This is a genomic window from Idiomarina abyssalis, assembly GCF_900116625.1.
Taxonomy (GTDB): domain Bacteria; phylum Pseudomonadota; class Gammaproteobacteria; order Enterobacterales; family Alteromonadaceae; genus Idiomarina; species Idiomarina abyssalis.
Genome location: NZ_FPBE01000005.1, coordinates 56,316 through 73,066 on the forward strand (window position 1 = coordinate 56,316; position 16,751 = coordinate 73,066).

Sequence of the window (16,751 nt, forward strand, 5' to 3'; positions counted from 1 at the left end):
ATTGTAGCAGTTAACCCCGGACAAAAAAATTCGCATCGATGACTAGAATTTTTACAAAATCGCTGATAAATTGGTCAATCTAGATTTTGGAGAGGCTTTATGCGACTACTCACAATGATTACTTCACTGGCATTAGCTGCGTTTACCGCATTTGCTTTGGTGAGCCCGTCGTCTCTTATGGCCCAACAAAATGCTACCCAAAAATGCCAACAACTTATGACTGAATCCGAACAAAACAGTAATTCAACTCAGTGCCAATTAGCAGCAGAGCAAGTTACCTGGTTTAGTTGGTTAACCGGTGACAGTCGTTCGGTACAGTTCCACTTTTTCGATTTGGTTGAGTTAATCTCAAGCTCAAGCGATAGCAGCAAAAAACGTTACCAAAACGAATACACCGATTAATGTCAGATTCTTCCGATAACAAAGCACCTAAGCTCGGCATTGTCAGTATGGTTGTAAGTGTCCTGGCTGCGTTTCTGGGTGTGCAAACTGAAAAAAACCGCCAACGCGACTTCCAGCACGGAAGCCCCAAAGCCTACATAATCATTGGCGTTATTCTTACCATTTTGTTTGTACTTGGTTTAGTTGGCCTCGTCAATATTGTGATGGCGAACGTAGCCTGACGTAAATAACACCAGGCTACGGCATGACACTTCATTTACGCAGCTTTAATGCCGCTATGTCTTAGCAACGGCTCGACGCTGGGTTCGCGACCACGAAATTCCTGAAATAAGTCAGCAGCTTTACGACTGCCGCCGCGCTCCAGAATAACTTGCAGGAAGTCGCGCCCGGTTGCGGCACTGAAAATGCCTTCTTCTTCAAAGCGTGCGAATGCATCTGACGACAATACTTCCGCCCATTTGTAGCTGTAGTACCCCGCAGCATAACCACCGGCAAAGATATGACCAAAGCTGTGCTGGAACCGATTGTACTCCGGCGGAATACGTACAGAGGTCTGCTCGCGAACTTCACTCAAAATTTCGCTAATATGCGCGCCTTTGCTTTCATCAAACTCGTGGTGAATGCGCATATCAAATAACGAGAACTCTAACTGACGCATCATTTGCATCGCCGACTGGTAGTTACGTGCCGCCAGCATTTTATCCAGCAGTTCCTGTGGTAATGGTTCGCCGGTTTCATAATGACCAGAAATAAGCGCCAGTGCCTCCGGCTCCCAACACCAGTTCTCTAAAAACTGACTTGGCAGCTCTACGGCATCCCATTCAACACCGTTAATACCAGAAAGCCCTGCCGTATCGACCTGTGTCAGCATATGGTGCAGACCATGGCCAAACTCGTGGAATAACGTCAGTACTTCGTCGTGAGTAAAGAGCGCAGGCTTACCACCCACTGGTTTACTGAAGTTACAGGTTAAAAACGCCACAGGGTTTTGTAGCTCACCGTCGGCATGAACCCGACGCCCAACAAAGTCCGCCATCCAGGCGCCGCCGCGTTTACCCTGGCGGGCATACAAGTCTAAATAAAAGCTGCCACGCAAGTGACCATCGGCGTCATGAATGCGGAAAAAGCGCACATTCTCATGCCAGGTTTTCACGTCTTTCTGCTCACTCACCGTCATGCCGAACAAGCGCTTAACCACTTCAAACAGACCATTTAACACTTGTTGTTCCGGGAAGTACGGGCGCAGTAACTCATCGGAAATGGAGTAGCGTTGTTGCTTCAGTTGCTCACTGAAATACGGCACGTCCCAGGCTTCCATTTTCTCAACGCCCTGCTCTTTGGCAAAGGCTTCCACCTCAGCGTATTCTTCTTTTGCCTGCGACATCGACTTGTCAGCTAAGTCTTTCACAAAGCCCAATACCTGCTCTGGTGACTCTGCCATTTTTGTTGCTAGCGACATTTCGGCGTAGTCATTAAAGCCAAGCAACTTAGCCATTTCATGGCGCAAAGCCAGGGTCTCATCCATCACTGCCGAGTTATCGAACTTACCACCGTTAGGCCCAGTTTCTGACGCTCGGGTTACAAATGCCTGATACATGTCCTTGCGAAGCTCCCGGTCTTCGGCATACAGCATCACTGGCAAGTAACTGGGGATATCCAGGGTAAATAACCAACCTTCTTTTTCCTGATCGGCCGCTGTTTCTTTCGCCGCTTCTTTAATGCTGTCAGGCAGTCCGGCTAAGCGACTTTCGTCCGTAATTAAGCAAGTCCAGGCGTGAGTCGCATCCAGCAAGTTGTTGCTGAACGTCGACGACAAGTCAGATAGGCGAGAAGAAATTTCAGCGTAGCGTTTCTTTTTGTCCGCGGGTAAATCGACACCCGACAAACGAAAGTCACGCAAGGTATCGTTAATGAGCTTCTGCTGAGCTTCGGTCAGTTCGGCAAATTCATCACTGTTACGCAGCGTTTCGTAGGCATCAAACAAGCCTTTGTGCTGACCAACATAAGTTGCATAGTCAGACAGCAACGGCAGGCAGCTGTCATGGGCTTCACGCAACTCAGGCGTGCTGACAACCGAGTTTAAATGCGACACCGGCGCCCACACGTGCTCTAACTTTTCATCAGCGTCGGTTAAAGGCTCAATTAAGCCGTTCCAGCTGAAATCTCCTCTCGCAAGCACGTCATCAATCGTCTGCCGGGCATGCTCTATGCACTCTTTCAAAGCTGGCTGAATGTGCTCAGGTTTAATTTGCTCAAAGTCAGGAAGCTGGCTCTTTTCTAATAACGGATTACGGCTCATTGTTACCTCAATTTTTTCAAAATGCTTACAGTGGATATTGGGGCTTTAGGCTAGTCTTCAACCACGCTTATGTGGTTTCCTGCGTTTTTTACGGTATTATCAAATCGTTAATAAATCAGAATAAAGGTAAATGTCATGTCTGACACCTCTTTTCGCTCTTTGCGTTTAATGGCAGCAGTTACGGCCATTATCACCTTAAGTGCCTGTAGTAACCTGGGTGGCACACAACCAGACGATGAATCTAAACCGGCTGAAGTTACCGGCACTAGCCAGCTCACACCTGAAAAGATCTTTGCCAGCGACACCTTTAGCATTGATCGCCCCGCCCCTACGCGTTGGCTGGAAGACGGCTCAGGTTACACCACCCTGGAACAATCTGATTCAGCCGATGGTCGCGATATTGTGCGCTATCATCCGGAGACTAACGAACGCACCGTGTTAGTCAGCGCCGAGCAGCTTACGCCACAGGGTAGAGATAAAGCACTGCATATTGCTGACTACGTCTGGTCCGACGATGGCGACAAAGTATTAATTTTCACCAATACCAAACGCTCATGGCGTACTCACACTTTAGGCGACTACTGGGTACTAGACCGCAGCAACAACGAACTGCGAAAGCTCGGCGGTAATGCTCCCGAGTCGACCCTTCAGTTTGCCAAGTTTAACCCGCAGGGCACCAAAGTCGCCTATGTGATGCAGAACAACATTTACGTGCAGAACCTTCGCAGCTTTACAATTAATGCCCTGACCAGTGACGGTAACGAAACCATTGTAAACGGCACCTTCGACTGGGTGAATGAAGAGGAATTCTTCCTGCGTGACGGTTTCCGCTGGAGCCCCAATGGCAAGCACATTGCTTACTGGCAGCTGGACACAGAGGGTACGCCGGTATTCACCATGATTAATAACACCGACGAGCTGTACCCTACGCTTAAAGAGTTTCCTTACCCGAAAGTGGGTGAAACCAACGCTGCCATGCGCATTGGCGTTATGCCAGCCAGCGGCGGTAAAACTCAGTGGATGGATATTCCAGGTGATCCGCGTCAACATTACCTGGTGCGTATGAACTGGGCCGGGAACAGCGAGCAGCTGTTAATTCAGCAACTGACTCGCAAACAACACATTAACCGCGCCTTTATCAGTGACATTGAAACGGGTCGGAGTCAGGAGCTGTTACGGGAAAATACCGACTCGTGGGCCGAGTATGTAGACGACATTCACTTTTTAAATGATGGTCGCGAATTTACCTGGCTAAGCGAGCGCAGTGGTTACCGCCATATTTACCGTGTGCAACGCGACTCGGGCAGAACCACCGCCGTTACCCGCGGTAACTGGGACGTTGTTGAAGTGCTGCGTGTCAACGAAGATAACGGTTGGGTCTACTTTATTGCGTCACCTGAAACACCGTTAGAGCGTTATTTGTTCCGCGCCAGCCTAGACGGCAGTGGTCGCTTAGAACGTCTGACGCCAGATATGGAAGGTACTCACAGCTACAGTATTTCGCAAGACGCCAAATACGCAGAGCACACCTTTCACTCTGTGAATCAGGTGCCTGTAACCAAGATGATTTCTTTGCCAGACCATAAGGTTATTCGTACGGTCGTCGATAACACTGACGCCCAAAAAGCGGTCGAAAACGTCGAGAAACAACCGGTTGAGTTTTTCCGTGTTGAGGCGCGCGACGGCCTTGAACTGGATGGCTACATCATGAAGCCAACCGACTTTGACTCGAGCAAAGAATATCCTATTTTGTTCTACGTTTACGGCGAACCCTGGGGACAGACTGTGGCCAATAAATGGGGTGGCTCGTTGTATTTGTGGCACACCATGCTGACACAACAGGGCTATATTGTTGCCTCCATTGATAACCGGGGCACTAAGTCACCACGCGGCTTTGACTGGCGCCGTTCTATCTACAAAAACCTGGGCGTTGTCACCGTACGCGACCAGTACGACGCACTGCAACAAATGCTGGAACGCTGGGACTTTATTGATGAAAGCCGTGTTGGTATTTGGGGACACAGTGGCGGTGGTTCACAAACCCTGAATGCGCTTTTCCGTTATCCGGACGCCTACAACATGGGCATGGCGCTGGCACCAGTACCCGACTTAACCTTGTACGACACCATTTATCAGGAGCGTTACTCCGGGTTATTGCCGGAATCAGCAGAGCGCTACAAAGAGACCTCGGCAATTACACACGCCGAGAATCTGGAAGGTGACTTATTGTTAGTGCATGGTACAGGCGACGACAACGTCCACTTCCAGGGCAGTGAGCGCTTAGTTAACGAACTGATTAAACACGGTAAGCAATTTGAATTTTTTGCTTACCCGAACCGCTCGCATGGTATTTACGAGGGTGAAGGCACCACTTTGCACCTGCGCACCATGATGACCGAGTTCGTCAAAGAAAACTTACCGGCAGGTGGTCGTTAAGAACAGTGCTGTAAACTGATCTTTCGATTGCCACTATCGGTATTAAAAACATGACAACCCCGTGTCTTTATTTGCAAGATACGGGGTTTTTATTCAAGATATGCGCAGTTTTTGAATTAAGCACAGGAGTTAAGCAGTATGAGCAGACATTATGACTATCTGGCGATAGGTGCCGGCAGTGGCGGTATTGCCTCAGCCAACCGTGCCGCCATTCGTGGTGCAAAGGCCGCCGTTATTGAAGCAAAATTCGTTGGCGGTACCTGCGTAAACGTGGGTTGTGTACCTAAGAAAGTCATGTGGTATGGCGCTCATATTGCAGAAGCTATCAAGTATTCGCCGTCCTATGGCTTCGACCTTGAACAAAAAGGTTTTGACTGGGCAACCATGGTTCATAATCGCGAAGCGTACATAGAGCGCATTCATGGCGGTTATCACCGTGGTTTCCAAAGCAACGGCGTTGAATTTATTGAAGGCTTTGCCAAGTTTGTCGACCACAAAACCGTTGAAGTTAACGGTGAAGAAATTACTGCGGACCATATTACCATTGCCACCGGCGGACGCCCGATGATCCCTGAAATTCCGGGCGCTGAACATGGTATCGACTCTGACGGCTTTTTCGCATTAACAGAGCAACCTAAAAAAGCGGCTGTCGTTGGCGCTGGTTATATTGCCGTTGAAATTGCCGGTGTGTTCCACGCGTTAGGAACGGACACACACTTACTGGTACGTCGTGATAGACCACTGCGCACCTTCGATAAAGACATTACTGATGGTTTGCTGGAACGCATGAAGCAGGATGGTCCTGAACTTCATACAGAAACCACCGTTCGTGAAGTGATTAAGCAGGACGATGGTACCTTAACGTTGCACTTTGAAGGCGGCAAAACCATGGACGGCGTAGACTGTCTGGTGTGGGCTATAGGCCGCGTGCCGTCCACTGACAACATCAACCTGGAATGCACCGGTGTTGAACTGGATAACGAAGGCTTCATTAATGTCGATAAATTCCAGAATACAAACGTACAGGGCATTTACGCTGTTGGCGATAACACCGGTGCAGCCGCGCTCACACCTGTTGCCATAAAAGCTGGACGCCTACTCGCAGAACGCTTATTTAACAACATGCCGAACGCACACATGGACTTTGAAAACATTCCAACCGTTGTATTCAGCCATCCAACCATTGGCACTGTTGGTTTAAGCGAAGAAGACGCAAAACTGAAATTCGGTGAAGACAACATTACCGTGTATAAGTCTTCGTTCGCGGCTATGTACAATGCCGTCACTCCGCACCGCGCCCTCAGCTACTTTAAGCTGGTTTGCCACGGTAAAGAGGAAAAAGTGGTTGGCATTCACGGCATTGGCGAAGGCATGGATGAAATTTTACAAGGCTTCGCCGTTGCTCTGAAAATGGGGGCTACAAAGGCTGACTTAGACTCGACTGTAGCTCTGCACCCGACCAGCGCTGAGGAGTTTGTCACGCTTCGCTAGTCTGCGACTCTAAGCCTTCTGAATGAATCAGGGGGCTTTCCAACCGGCGGCTATTATTGCCATACCGGTTAAAGTAAAAGCAGCACCCACAGCATCGTACATAGACAGCGACGCCCCTTCCACAGCCTTTAACCAGAGCAGTGCAGTAACCACATACACACCTCCATAAGCTGCATAAACGCGACCACTTTCCGCCGGATGCAAAGTAAGAAGCCAGGCAAACAGCGCCAAACTAATTGCCGCAGGTATCAATAACCATGCGCTTCCATCTTTTTTCAACCACAGGTAAGGTAAGTAGCAGCCTATAATTTCAGCAATAGCGGTTATAAAAAACAGTCCGAGCGTTTTGGCTATTAATAAAAGGGACATATTCAAAACCTTAATTTAGCGGGAGAATGACATTATGCAGTCTACTATAAGTGAGCTAACTCTTCGGGGCTCACTATTTTTGAGTTTTCTGTTAGCAACTATTGCCTCACCTTTAAGCTTCGCAGAGGACAAGAATAGACTGCAACAGTCATGCACCTATAACGAAAAAGCAATGATGGAACTGTCTCCTCGCGAGTTTGATCAGAACTTTGAAAACGGTTGGCGAGTAGTTGCTAAAAATAATGACTGCCTTGAAGTCGCAGCCAATCTCATCCGTACCTACTATACAACCAATGAAGTTTCTGCTGGCGCTAAGAGAACCTTTGTTTGGCACGAAGGGCAACTTCGAGCGGAAATAGGGCAATACCGCCAAGCTATTCAACTTATGGAACAAGCTGAGAAACCAGTACAAAGGGATATTTCAGGCTGGAATCATTATGTCGCCGCGACCATTGCTTTTTTGCAGTCAGACATGGAAAAACTAAGAATACACCGAGAAAAACTCGCTGCGGTTCCGAAGCCGGAAAACTTTAATCCGAAAGACGCTGACGGAAACCCTATCGAAATAGACTGGCCACTTAACTTAAATATTGTGGATAAGTTTATCAGTTGTTTCGGCCAGACTTATGCTGAAGTTTACAGTGGATGCACACAAGAGAAACAACCTTAAACGAAAAGCTTTATGCATTATTTACTGCAGTACCAGATCTCTGATGACTATCTGGAAAAAAGAGCGGCTAAGCCGCTCAACATCTACATATCATCCGGAATATCGGGTTCTACAAGCTGTGCTAATTGGCTTAATGTCTCCTGCCAGCCTAGATAGCAAGCTTCACTGGGAATTACGCTCGGAATACCCTCCTGAACAACGTTTAAGTCTGTCCCGCATGACACACTGTTAAGTTCAACCGTGGTTATCATAGTGCCTGACAGATCCGGGGCATCAAACTTATCGGTATAGCGCAGCTTTTTATTCGGCACTAACTCGAGATACTCACCACCAAACGCATGGCTACTCCCCGTAGAAAAGTTCGTAAATGACATTTTGTAAGTGCCACCAACACGAGCGTCTAGTCTCTCAATATTTGCCGTGAAGCCGTGTGGTGGTAGCCATTTGGCCAGAGCATCAGAATTTAAAAACGCTTTATAAATGCGCTCCGCCGGTGCCTTAATAACTCGATGTAAGCGAATCGTATTCGACATAGCTTTCCTCCATTAAATAAATGAGTAGATGGCTTCAACTAATCGAATAGGTGATTTGAATTTCGACAGAAAATTCCAAATTAACCGTTTTACTCTCACAATCTGTTACAAATTAGTCAACAAATAATTAACAGGGCCGCTTCAATTACACCATTACTCCTAGGTATGATGTGGCTATAACTTGTTAAAGGAAAATATTGTATGAAAAAGTTACTACTCGCAACCGCTATTAGCTCCGCCTTATTAGCCGCAGGCTGCAGTCAACCAGCGACCGAAACCAGCACACAGCAAAGTGCTATTGCCGGGGAAGTTATTAAAAGCCCAAACGATCAGCGTGAGTATCGTGTATTAACTCTGGATAACAATATTGAAATTATGTTGGTGTCTGATCCTAATACGGATAAGTCTGCCGCATCGTTAAGTGTTGGTGTCGGCTTACTGCAGGACCCTGAAACACAACAGGGCATGGCGCACTATCTGGAGCATATGCTGTTCCTGGGCACCGAGAAATACCCGGACACTAATGGCTACAGCGAATTTATGAGTAATAACGGTGGTAGTCAGAATGCTTACACCTGGCTGGATATCACCAACTACATGTTTAAAGTCAATAACGATGCCTACAATGAGGGCCTGGATCGCTTCTCGGACTTTTTCAAAGCTCCTAAGTTGTATCCAGAGTATGTCGACAAAGAACGTAATGCAGTTAATGCCGAGTGGTCTATGCGCCGTGAGATGGACTTTTTTGGTCAGTTCAAACTGGGCCGACTGCTTTTGGGCAAACACCCGTCTAACCGCTTCCTTATCGGTAATCTGGACAGCTTAAGCGACAAAGAAGGCAGCGAGCTTCATCAGGAAACTGTGGATTTTTATAACCGTTTTTATTCTTCTAATATCATGAAAGTTGCCATGATAAGCAACCGTTCGTTAGAAGAAATGGAAGAGCTGGCTCGCAAGCATTTTGCCAGCATTGAAGATGACGGTATTGAAGAGCCTGAGGTTACTGCCCAAATTAACTTCGACGATGTGGGCAAAAAACGCATTCACTATGTGCCGAATGAAGATGTTAAACAGCTGAAGCTTGAGTTCATTATTAACGACAACCAGGACCAGTTCGCGGTTAAACCAAACCGCTATGTCAGCTATTTGCTTGGCTCTGAAATGCCGGGCACACCAGCACAGCAACTGAAAGACGCCGGTCTTATTGCCAATTTGAACGCATCGGCACAGCCTACTTTCTACGGCAACTACGGCGTTCTGGCAATTGACGTTGAGCTAACCAATGCCGGTATGAAGCAGCGTGAAGAAATTGTTGCTCTCATTATGAAGTACATTGATAAAGTTCGTGCTGAAGGCGTTGATGAGAAGTACTTTAACGAAATTAAAACCAGCCTGAGCAATCGCTTCCGTTTCTTAGAAAAAGGTGACGAATTCAGTTACGTTTCTAACCTGGCTGAAGCCATGCAAAATTTCCCGGCTGAATACGCTATCAGTGCACCTTACGAGTATCAGGAGTTTGACCCCGAAGCCATACGCTCTGTTTTGTCTCAGCTAACTCCGGAGCATTTGCGTGTTTGGTATATCAGCCAGGATGAACCGCACGACAGTCAGCTCGACTTTTACGAAGGTAAATACAAAGTTGTCGATATACCGCAAGAGGAAATCGCAAGCTGGGACCAAGAGCCAAAAATGGCGATTAATCTGCCTAAGGTGAATACACTTTTACCTGAAAACTTTGCCATTAAACAAAATGACGCTTTTGATAAACCCCAGGTGGTTATTGAAGAAGACGGCATTCAGGTGTGGCAATACCCAAGTCAGTTATATAACGACCAGCCACGTGGCGTGTTCAACATTCAAATTAATAATTCCGCCCCGCTTGAAAGTGCAAAAGCGAATGTTTTAACCGCTCTATGGCGCGACTTATACAATATGAATGTTAGCGCGCTTGATACCGAAGCAAATATTGCCGGTATGAACCTAAACCTTAGCGACAGCACCGGTCTGACGCTGACGGTATCGGGTTTCACCGATAAACAGCCTCAGCTACTTGAGCGAGCTATTGATAACTTAAGCTTTACGGTTGAGCAGCAAGCCTTTAAGCAAGCAGTTGACCGTTATATAAGAGAACTTAACAACAAAGGTCAGCAATTCCCTATTTACCAAAGCTTCGATGCATACGGGCAGCTGATCCGCGAGGGCGGGTTTAATCAGGACGAGTTAGTTGAAACAGCAGGTTCTGTAAGTGCAGAAGACTTATCGAACTACATGAATACCATGCTGAGTAATAATGCTATTCGCATTTTCGCTTTTGGTAACTACGACGAAGCAGGGCTTAATGAGTCGGTTAAACGCATCAAGGACAGCTTACCGAAGAATCGGGAAGTAAAAGACTTTGAGCAGGCTCAGTTCTGGGAACCTCAACCAGAGCAATCTATTGTGCTGCGCCGTGACTTAGAAGTTGCTGATGTTGCACTGGTTGATGCACACATTCATCCACAGCCCGGTTTTGAGTCGTTAGCTGCCGGTACGGTATTACAAAGTCACTTCCGTACCGTTGCTTTTGATACGCTGCGTACAGAAGAACAGTTAGCCTACGCAGTTGGCGCCTTTGCCCCAAGCTTAGACCAGTACGCTGGCTTTGGGTTATACATCCAAACTCCGGTGAAAAATGTTGCCGATATGCAGGAACGCTTTGACAGCTTCAAGCAAGAATACTGGGAAGACTTGCAGGGTATGACTGAGGAAGAGTTCAATCAACTTAAGCAAAGCACGCTCATTACCTTGAACGAGACACCAAAGAACCTTAACGAGGAGGTGTCTCCGCTTCTGGCCGATTTGAGACTGCAACGCTTTGAGTTTGATAGCAAAGAGCAACTGATTAAGGCTGTTGAGGGTGTCACATTGGAAAACGCAAAAGCCTTCTATCAGGAAACTCTGTTAAACCCGGATGCTGCTCGTATTTCGGTACAACTACGAGGCACTAAATTTGCTGATGAACCATACGCAGATTTACCGAATCAAACGGTAATTTCTGATCTGGCGGAATTCCAGCAGGAGATGAAAAAGCAGTAATTAACCAATGAGGCAATAAAATGAAGACCTTTATTAAGTGGTTTATTTACTCAACTATTATGGTGGCAGCTTTCTGCCACCATGCTTTACAAGCTGAAGAGTATCAGGAGGAACTGGAAGGCGTATGGCGCGGAGAGCTTGTCCTTCAAGAAGGTGTTAGCATTACGCTTGGTATTAATGTCGATAACGGCCAGCTAACTCTCGATAGCCCGAATCAGGGCATGTTTGACCACCAACCCACGAAGTTTTCAGTTAAGGATAATAAGATAGAGTTCACCGATACAAGCCTAAGTGCCAGTTATCAGGGTGCTCTGAATGATGGTCAGTTAGAGGGCACATTCACACAGGGTAAAGAACGCAGTATTACCATGCATAAGCTAACTCAGGAAGACAAAGCCCGCCTTACCTACGAAGCAACCTAAAAAGGTGACTTGCCCGTCAGTGAAAACTCGAGTTTACCCTTACAAGTGAATATTGCCGTTGTGCACGACGGGTATATTGCGACTTTAGACAGTCCGGCTCAGCAAAGCTTTGGTATACCTTTGACTGACGTTCATATTGATAACAACACACTCAGCTTTAAGTCGCCGATGATTCAGGCGAGCTTTAACGGGAAAAAGACAACAGAAGGCTACGAAGGAACTTTCAAACAGGGGCAGGAATTTCCTCTCACCTTCAAAAAAGCCGGTTCGGATGAGAAACAGGCCAGCACCCCGACACCCGAGTTGGGCGAGCACGGTGCAGCGGTTGCCATCATTGACCAAGATGAAATCAAAACGCAGTTTTATGGCGAGCATGACCATAATACACAATACGAAATTGGCTCGGTCACAAAAACCATGGTGGCTTATTTACTGGCCCATGCAGTAGTTAATGAGTCTACAACCCTTGATACCCCGGTCAACGAGTTTTGGCCGCAAGCACCCGATACAGTGACTCTGGGACAGCTTGCCACACACCACAGTGGGCTGCCCCGCCTTCCTGAAAACTTATTAAGCAAGGCCGACCAGACAGACCCTTACGCTCATTATGGTCAGTCAGAATTGGAAAGTGCCTTGGCTGAGATAGAGCCCGGTGCCAACAATTACGAATATTCCAACTTCGGGTATGGCTTACTTGCAGAGTCGCTCGCTAAGAGTGCAGAAAAAGCTTTTCCTGAGCTGTTAAATGACGTTGTGTTTGAACCTTTCAGTATGCCGGATACTTATGTGGCAACCCGTAAAGAAAATACTTCAGGCTCCCTGTCAAAAGGACATAATGTTCTGGGTGACGTAGTACCTCACTGGCATTTTCAGTCTCTGGCCGGCGCCGGAGCAGTTGTTTCTACACTGAGTGATATGGCCAACTACACCAAAGCACTCATGCGAAAAAGCGCAGAAGACGATGCCACTGTCGAGCAATTACTTGCCCCTCAGAAAACCATTGAAGGCTGCTGCCAGCAGGCTTTAGGCTGGCTTATTAGCGAAGACAAAAACGGTAAAGCTTACGCCTGGCACAACGGGCAAACAGCCGGGTTCAGCAGTTTTGTTGGCTTTTACCTCGATGGCTCAAGGGCTGTCGTTATGCTAAACGCACAATCGATACCGGTAAATGATGAAGCCATTAAACGACTGACCCAGAATGCAGGAAGCCAATAAATTCAGACCACACCTTGCTCTATCATGGCGTCAGCAACTTTACGGAAACCCGCAATGTTTGCACCAAGAACCAAGTTAGACGGATGCCCGAAATCTTCTGCAGTGCGTTTTGCATCCTGATAGATATTCCGCATAATGTCTTTGAGCTTTTCGTCCACTTCTTCAAAGTCCCAGCGCAGCATACTGGCATTTTGCACCATTTCTAACTGACTTGTTGCAACACCGCCGGCATTAGCAGCTTTCCCGGGGCCGTATGCGGCACCACTTTCAATAAAGAGATCAACGGCGGCCTGAGTTGAAGGCATGTTCGCGCCTTCTACAATGCATTTACAGCCATTTTCCAAAAGTGACTGAGCGTCTTTTTCGGTCAGCTCGTTCTGAGTTGCACAAGGGAAAGCTAAGTCGGCTTGGTAACGCCAAACCGTATGACCGTCTTTAGGGTAATCGTCCCGAGGCGTATATTCCGCGTTATTATGAGTTTCAAGGTACTCTTCCAGCCTCCCCTTTTGTTCCTCTTTAATGCGCTTAACCAGGTCAAGATCAATACCTTGCTCATGATAAATTGTACCGCTGGAATCACTGCAGCTTACGGGCTTGGCTCCTAAGTCATACAGCTTTTCCATAGCGTATATAGCAACGTTGCCAGAGCCAGAAATTAAACAGCGCTTACCTTCCAGCGAGTCGCCTTTGTCATCCATCATGCACTGCGCAAAATAAACTGCACCGTATCCGGTGGCTTCTTTACGGGCATGTGAACCGCCCCATAGCAGACTTTTACCTGTAAGCACGCCGTCAAAGCGGTTTGCCAAACGCTTATACTGACCAAATAAGTAACCAATTTCGCGCGAGCCCACGCCAATATCCCCGGCAGGCACATCCGTATTGGGCCCAATATGACGGTAAAGCTCGCTCATGAAAGACTGGCAAAACCGCATAATTTCAGCGTCGGACTTTCCTTTCGGGTTAAAGTTGGCACCACCTTTACCGCCACCAATGGGTAGCCCGGTTAATGCGTTCTTAAAAATTTGCTCAAACCCAAGGAATTTAATAATGCCGGCATTGACGCTTGGGTGAAAACGTAAACCACCTTTGTAGGGGCCTAGCGCCGAGTTAAACTCAATTCGATAGCCTTTATTCACCTGAATATTGCCGTCATCATCCATCCAGGGAACCCGAAACATAATCTGCCGTTCAGGTTCAACCAAGCGTTCAATAATAGAATGCTCACGATATTTAGGCCGCTCTTCCAGAAGCGGTTCTATCGACTCCAGCACATCTTCTACCGCCTGGTAGAACTCAACTTGAGCGGGGCTCGTTTGTTTTAATTTTTCAATGGTTTCTTTTATGTAGCTCATTGACCTACCTGTTATTGTGTACAGCGCATGATTTACGATTTGTACCTACTAATAACGTATACCAGTGAGTTTAGATCGCCACTATTTTAAGACAACCCGGTTACGCCCCGCTTTTTTAGCAGAATACAGGTTCTCATCGGCGCGCTTTAAAATACTATCCGGTGTATCTCCGGGTTCTTTTAAAGTGGCTCCTAAACTGATCGTTATTTTTACGGTTTTTGCAGCATCTTTTTTTCCGCGAGCGTCCTTACCTTTGCGTTTACTGTCAGGTCGCGAGGGTTCCCGTAATTTAAGCGGATAATTCGCCACTTTGCTGCGCACACTTTCTAATGTACTTTTCAATTTGTCCGGGTCGCTGTGAGAAAAAACCAGAGTGAACTCTTCGCCACCATAACGATACGCTTTAAAACCCCGATGATCTTTCAAAATACTGCCAAGCAACCTTAATACCTGATCACCAACCTCATGCCCGTAACGATCATTAAACTTCTTAAAGTAATCGACATCGAGCATGCACACCGCACTGCGCCTGCGTAAATGCTGCAATTGACTGACCAGTGCTCTGCGTTGCGGTAATCCAGTCAACTCGTCAATGTAAGCCAACTTCAACATCTGATCGGCCAATGCCGATAGTAGGCCAATTACCGCCGCGACCGAGGCCCAGGTTGACGCATCCCGATGGTCAACAACCAGCAGAAAAACCATCAGTGCCAGCCATGAAGCCCACTGGCTCCAGGCAAAGGACGATGAGCCTTTATACAATAGGAAAGTTGCCCAACTTCCTCCCATTGCAACAATCCAAAGAAGCAAACCAACAGCAAGTCCAGTGTCTTCCCAGTCAGGCAGAGTCAGCAGTTCAACTGGGCTCAGGGTTGCAACTGAGTTAGCAACCGGCCCCAAAAGCAAAGCTAAGGGTAAAATTCCCACAACAATAAATAGAAGAACACCCTTTAGCGTCAGTAAGGTTGGCTGTTTTATAAAGGCTAATAACAGGGCACTGACCGATAACCAAACAGGAAACGCCTGATACAGTTGTGACACTTCTTTTTGCGCCAGTGGTTGCTGCAACCCCAGTTGAATCGTTGCATAACTACCTCCAACCCAGGCGCACCAATAAAACCAGTGCCATTGCCGGAAAAAGGCGGCCAGTAAAAACACAATACCCAGGCCCGCAGAAACGGCACCCGGCACCGGCAGCTGAATTTGCGTCAACCATTCAGGATAAAGCCAGGCAACCAAGGCCCAGAGAATTGCCGGTAATGCTGCAATAAATCCCAAATTCAACTCCCCGCAAGTAACCGATCTAAATGGTCAGCAAAATTTTTGCGATCAACGTTGGTTAAAGGCGGAGGGCCTCCCGACTGAATGCCGCTGCTTCGCATGGTGTCCATAAAGTCGCGTATATTGAGACGCTGACGAATATTGTCCGGCGTAAATAGTTCGCCTCGGGAGCTCAGAGCTTTTGCACCTTTCTCGATAACTTCTGCCGCCAGAGGAATATCGCTGGTTATCACCAGGTCGCCGGCTTCACAGCGACGGACAATTTCATGATCAGCCACATCAAAACCACTGCCTACCTGAACCATATGGATAAACTTCGATTTTGGTGTCTGAATACGCTGGTTTGCGATTAAATAAAGGTGTAGCTGCTTACGCTGCGCCGCTCGAAACAGAATCTCTCTTATAGCCAGTGGGCAGGCATCGGCATCAATAAATAAAGTCATTACTAATAATCCATGAGTCTATATTAGAGTAAATGGTTCTAAGTCTATTACCTTGTAATGCGTTTACTAAGCTACTATTATTTAGTTGTTACGAATAAAGGTTATCAACAATGACTCCAGGAGTAACTTTATGACATTACGTATTGGCGATACTGCACCAGACTTTACCATTGATACCACTCAGGGTTCGATAAAATTTCATGACTGGGCGAAAGGTTCCTGGGTATTCTTTTTCAGTCACCCGGCTGACTACACACCTGTTTGCACCACCGAAATGGGAAGAACAGCACAACTGGCCCCGGAATTTGAAAAGCGCAATGTCAAACCGCTGGGACTCTCCACTGACACTGTTGAAGCGCACAAAGGCTGGATTGAGGATGTAAACGACACTCAAAGCACCGTCTTAGAGTTTCCTATTGTAGCGGATAAAGAGCGTAAAGTTGCCGAACTCTACGACATGATCCACCCAAACGAGAGCGCAACCGCTACTGTACGTTCAGTTTTCATCATCGACCCCAACCAGAAGGTTCGGCTTATCATGACTTATCCCATGACGGTAGGTCGTAACTTTAATGAAATTTTACGTGTTATTGATGCGCTGCAAACGACCGATCGCGAAGAAGTTGCCTGTCCGGCGGACTGGGTTCCTGGCGACTCAGTTATCATTCGCCCGACAGTAAGCGATGAAGACGCAAAACAGAAGTTTCCGCAAGGTTGGAAAACGCTGCGCCCATACTTACGTCTGACCGATATCAAATAG

Annotated in this window: 15 protein-coding genes; 9 read left to right on the top strand and 6 right to left on the bottom strand. The window is 47.3% G+C overall.

Going from position 1 to position 16,751, the window contains the following annotated elements; genetic code table 11:
* The first annotated feature begins 99 nt into the window (after positions 1–99).
* Both BM359_RS09775 and BM359_RS09780 read left to right on the top strand, forming a co-directional pair.
* On the top strand, positions 100–402 hold the full coding sequence (locus tag BM359_RS09775; protein ID WP_054490202.1) for a hypothetical protein: 303 nt from the start codon (positions 100–102) through the stop codon (positions 400–402).
* Positions 402–623 (top strand): DUF2970 domain-containing protein, encoded by a 222-nt coding sequence (locus BM359_RS09780; RefSeq protein ID WP_054490200.1) that lies wholly within the window; start codon positions 402–404, stop codon positions 621–623. The genes BM359_RS09775 and BM359_RS09780 overlap by 1 nt, the downstream gene beginning before the upstream one ends.
* A gap of 35 nt (positions 624–658) precedes the next feature.
* Here the strand turns inward: BM359_RS09780 and prlC are convergent, their stop codons facing one another.
* Positions 659–2,701, bottom strand: a complete 2,043-nt coding sequence (gene prlC / locus BM359_RS09785; protein WP_054490197.1) for an oligopeptidase A — start codon at positions 2,699–2,701, stop codon at positions 659–661.
* 135 nt (positions 2,702–2,836) lie between these two features.
* Here prlC and BM359_RS09790 point away from each other — a divergent pair, with 135 nt between their 5' ends.
* Positions 2,837–5,137, top strand: a complete 2,301-nt coding sequence (locus BM359_RS09790) for a S9 family peptidase (RefSeq protein WP_054490195.1) — start codon at positions 2,837–2,839, stop codon at positions 5,135–5,137.
* Between the two features lie 138 nt (positions 5,138–5,275).
* A complete protein-coding gene (gene gorA / locus BM359_RS09795; RefSeq protein WP_054490193.1) occupies positions 5,276–6,628 on the top strand; it encodes a glutathione-disulfide reductase in 1,353 nt (450 codons plus the stop codon).
* Between the two features lie 27 nt (positions 6,629–6,655).
* Here gorA and BM359_RS09800 read toward each other — a convergent pair whose 3' ends face one another.
* Positions 6,656–6,997 carry a YnfA family protein gene (locus tag BM359_RS09800; RefSeq protein WP_054490191.1) on the bottom strand — a complete coding sequence of 114 codons (342 nt, stop codon included), beginning with the start codon at positions 6,995–6,997 and terminating at the stop codon, positions 6,656–6,658.
* Between the two features lie 34 nt (positions 6,998–7,031).
* On the opposite strand from BM359_RS09800, the gene BM359_RS09805 reads away from it, so the two are divergent.
* Entirely contained in the window at positions 7,032–7,667 is a 636-nt protein-coding gene (locus tag BM359_RS09805; RefSeq protein WP_054490189.1) for a hypothetical protein, read from the top strand.
* An 83-nt stretch (positions 7,668–7,750) separates the two neighbouring features.
* On the opposite strand, the gene BM359_RS09810 is transcribed toward BM359_RS09805, so the two are convergent.
* Positions 7,751–8,200 (bottom strand): SRPBCC family protein, encoded by a 450-nt coding sequence (locus BM359_RS09810; RefSeq protein WP_054490187.1) that lies wholly within the window; start codon positions 8,198–8,200, stop codon positions 7,751–7,753.
* Between the two features lie 201 nt (positions 8,201–8,401).
* Between BM359_RS09810 and BM359_RS09815 the strand changes: the two genes are divergently transcribed.
* Genes BM359_RS09815 through BM359_RS09825 form a run of 3 tightly spaced genes read left to right on the top strand, consistent with a single transcriptional unit; the run spans position 8,402 to position 12,912 of the window.
* Complete coding sequence (locus BM359_RS09815) at positions 8,402–11,275, top strand: insulinase family protein (RefSeq protein WP_054490185.1); 2,874 nt, start codon at positions 8,402–8,404, stop codon at positions 11,273–11,275.
* A gap of 20 nt (positions 11,276–11,295) precedes the next feature.
* Entirely contained in the window at positions 11,296–11,697 is a 402-nt protein-coding gene (locus BM359_RS09820; RefSeq protein ID WP_054490183.1) for a hypothetical protein, read from the top strand.
* Positions 11,698–11,706: 9 nt separating this feature from the next.
* The gene (locus BM359_RS09825; RefSeq protein WP_054490182.1) at positions 11,707–12,912 is read left to right on the top strand and encodes a serine hydrolase domain-containing protein; all 1,206 of its coding nucleotides are present in this window, start codon (positions 11,707–11,709) and stop codon (positions 12,910–12,912) included.
* Positions 12,913–12,914: 2 nt separating this feature from the next.
* On the opposite strand, the gene gdhA is transcribed toward BM359_RS09825, so the two are convergent.
* The 3 genes from gdhA to BM359_RS09840 form a co-directional block, all read right to left on the bottom strand.
* Complete coding sequence (gdhA, locus tag BM359_RS09830) at positions 12,915–14,267, bottom strand: NADP-specific glutamate dehydrogenase (protein WP_054490180.1); 1,353 nt, start codon at positions 14,265–14,267, stop codon at positions 12,915–12,917.
* A gap of 81 nt (positions 14,268–14,348) precedes the next feature.
* Positions 14,349–15,545 (bottom strand): GGDEF domain-containing protein, encoded by a 1,197-nt coding sequence (locus BM359_RS09835; protein WP_054490178.1) that lies wholly within the window; start codon positions 15,543–15,545, stop codon positions 14,349–14,351.
* A gap of 2 nt (positions 15,546–15,547) precedes the next feature.
* Positions 15,548–15,991, bottom strand: a complete 444-nt coding sequence (locus BM359_RS09840) for a YaiI/YqxD family protein (RefSeq protein WP_054490176.1) — start codon at positions 15,989–15,991, stop codon at positions 15,548–15,550.
* A 130-nt stretch (positions 15,992–16,121) separates the two neighbouring features.
* Here BM359_RS09840 and BM359_RS09845 point away from each other — a divergent pair, with 130 nt between their 5' ends.
* A complete protein-coding gene (locus BM359_RS09845) occupies positions 16,122–16,751 on the top strand; it encodes a peroxiredoxin (protein ID WP_054490174.1) in 630 nt (209 codons plus the stop codon).

Excerpts from the sequence above, each read along its gene's own strand:
- BM359_RS09775 (WP_054490202.1), top strand. The coding sequence starts at position 100 with ATGCGACTACTCACAATGATTACTTCACTGGCATTAGCTGCGTTTACC.
- BM359_RS09780 (WP_054490200.1), top strand. The coding sequence starts at position 402 with ATGTCAGATTCTTCCGATAACAAAGCACCTAAGCTCGGCATTGTCAGT.
- prlC (WP_054490197.1), bottom strand. The coding sequence starts at position 2,701 with ATGAGCCGTAATCCGTTATTAGAAAAGAGCCAGCTTCCTGACTTTGAG.
- BM359_RS09790 (WP_054490195.1), top strand. The coding sequence starts at position 2,837 with ATGTCTGACACCTCTTTTCGCTCTTTGCGTTTAATGGCAGCAGTTACG.
- gorA (WP_054490193.1), top strand. The coding sequence starts at position 5,276 with ATGAGCAGACATTATGACTATCTGGCGATAGGTGCCGGCAGTGGCGGT.
- BM359_RS09800 (WP_054490191.1), bottom strand. The coding sequence starts at position 6,997 with ATGTCCCTTTTATTAATAGCCAAAACGCTCGGACTGTTTTTTATAACC.
- BM359_RS09805 (WP_054490189.1), top strand. The coding sequence starts at position 7,032 with ATGCAGTCTACTATAAGTGAGCTAACTCTTCGGGGCTCACTATTTTTG.
- BM359_RS09810 (WP_054490187.1), bottom strand. The coding sequence starts at position 8,200 with ATGTCGAATACGATTCGCTTACATCGAGTTATTAAGGCACCGGCGGAG.
- BM359_RS09815 (WP_054490185.1), top strand. The coding sequence starts at position 8,402 with ATGAAAAAGTTACTACTCGCAACCGCTATTAGCTCCGCCTTATTAGCC.
- BM359_RS09820 (WP_054490183.1), top strand. The coding sequence starts at position 11,296 with ATGAAGACCTTTATTAAGTGGTTTATTTACTCAACTATTATGGTGGCA.
- gdhA (WP_054490180.1), bottom strand. The coding sequence starts at position 14,267 with ATGAGCTACATAAAAGAAACCATTGAAAAATTAAAACAAACGAGCCCC.
- BM359_RS09840 (WP_054490176.1), bottom strand. The coding sequence starts at position 15,991 with ATGACTTTATTTATTGATGCCGATGCCTGCCCACTGGCTATAAGAGAG.
- BM359_RS09845 (WP_054490174.1), top strand. The coding sequence starts at position 16,122 with ATGACATTACGTATTGGCGATACTGCACCAGACTTTACCATTGATACC.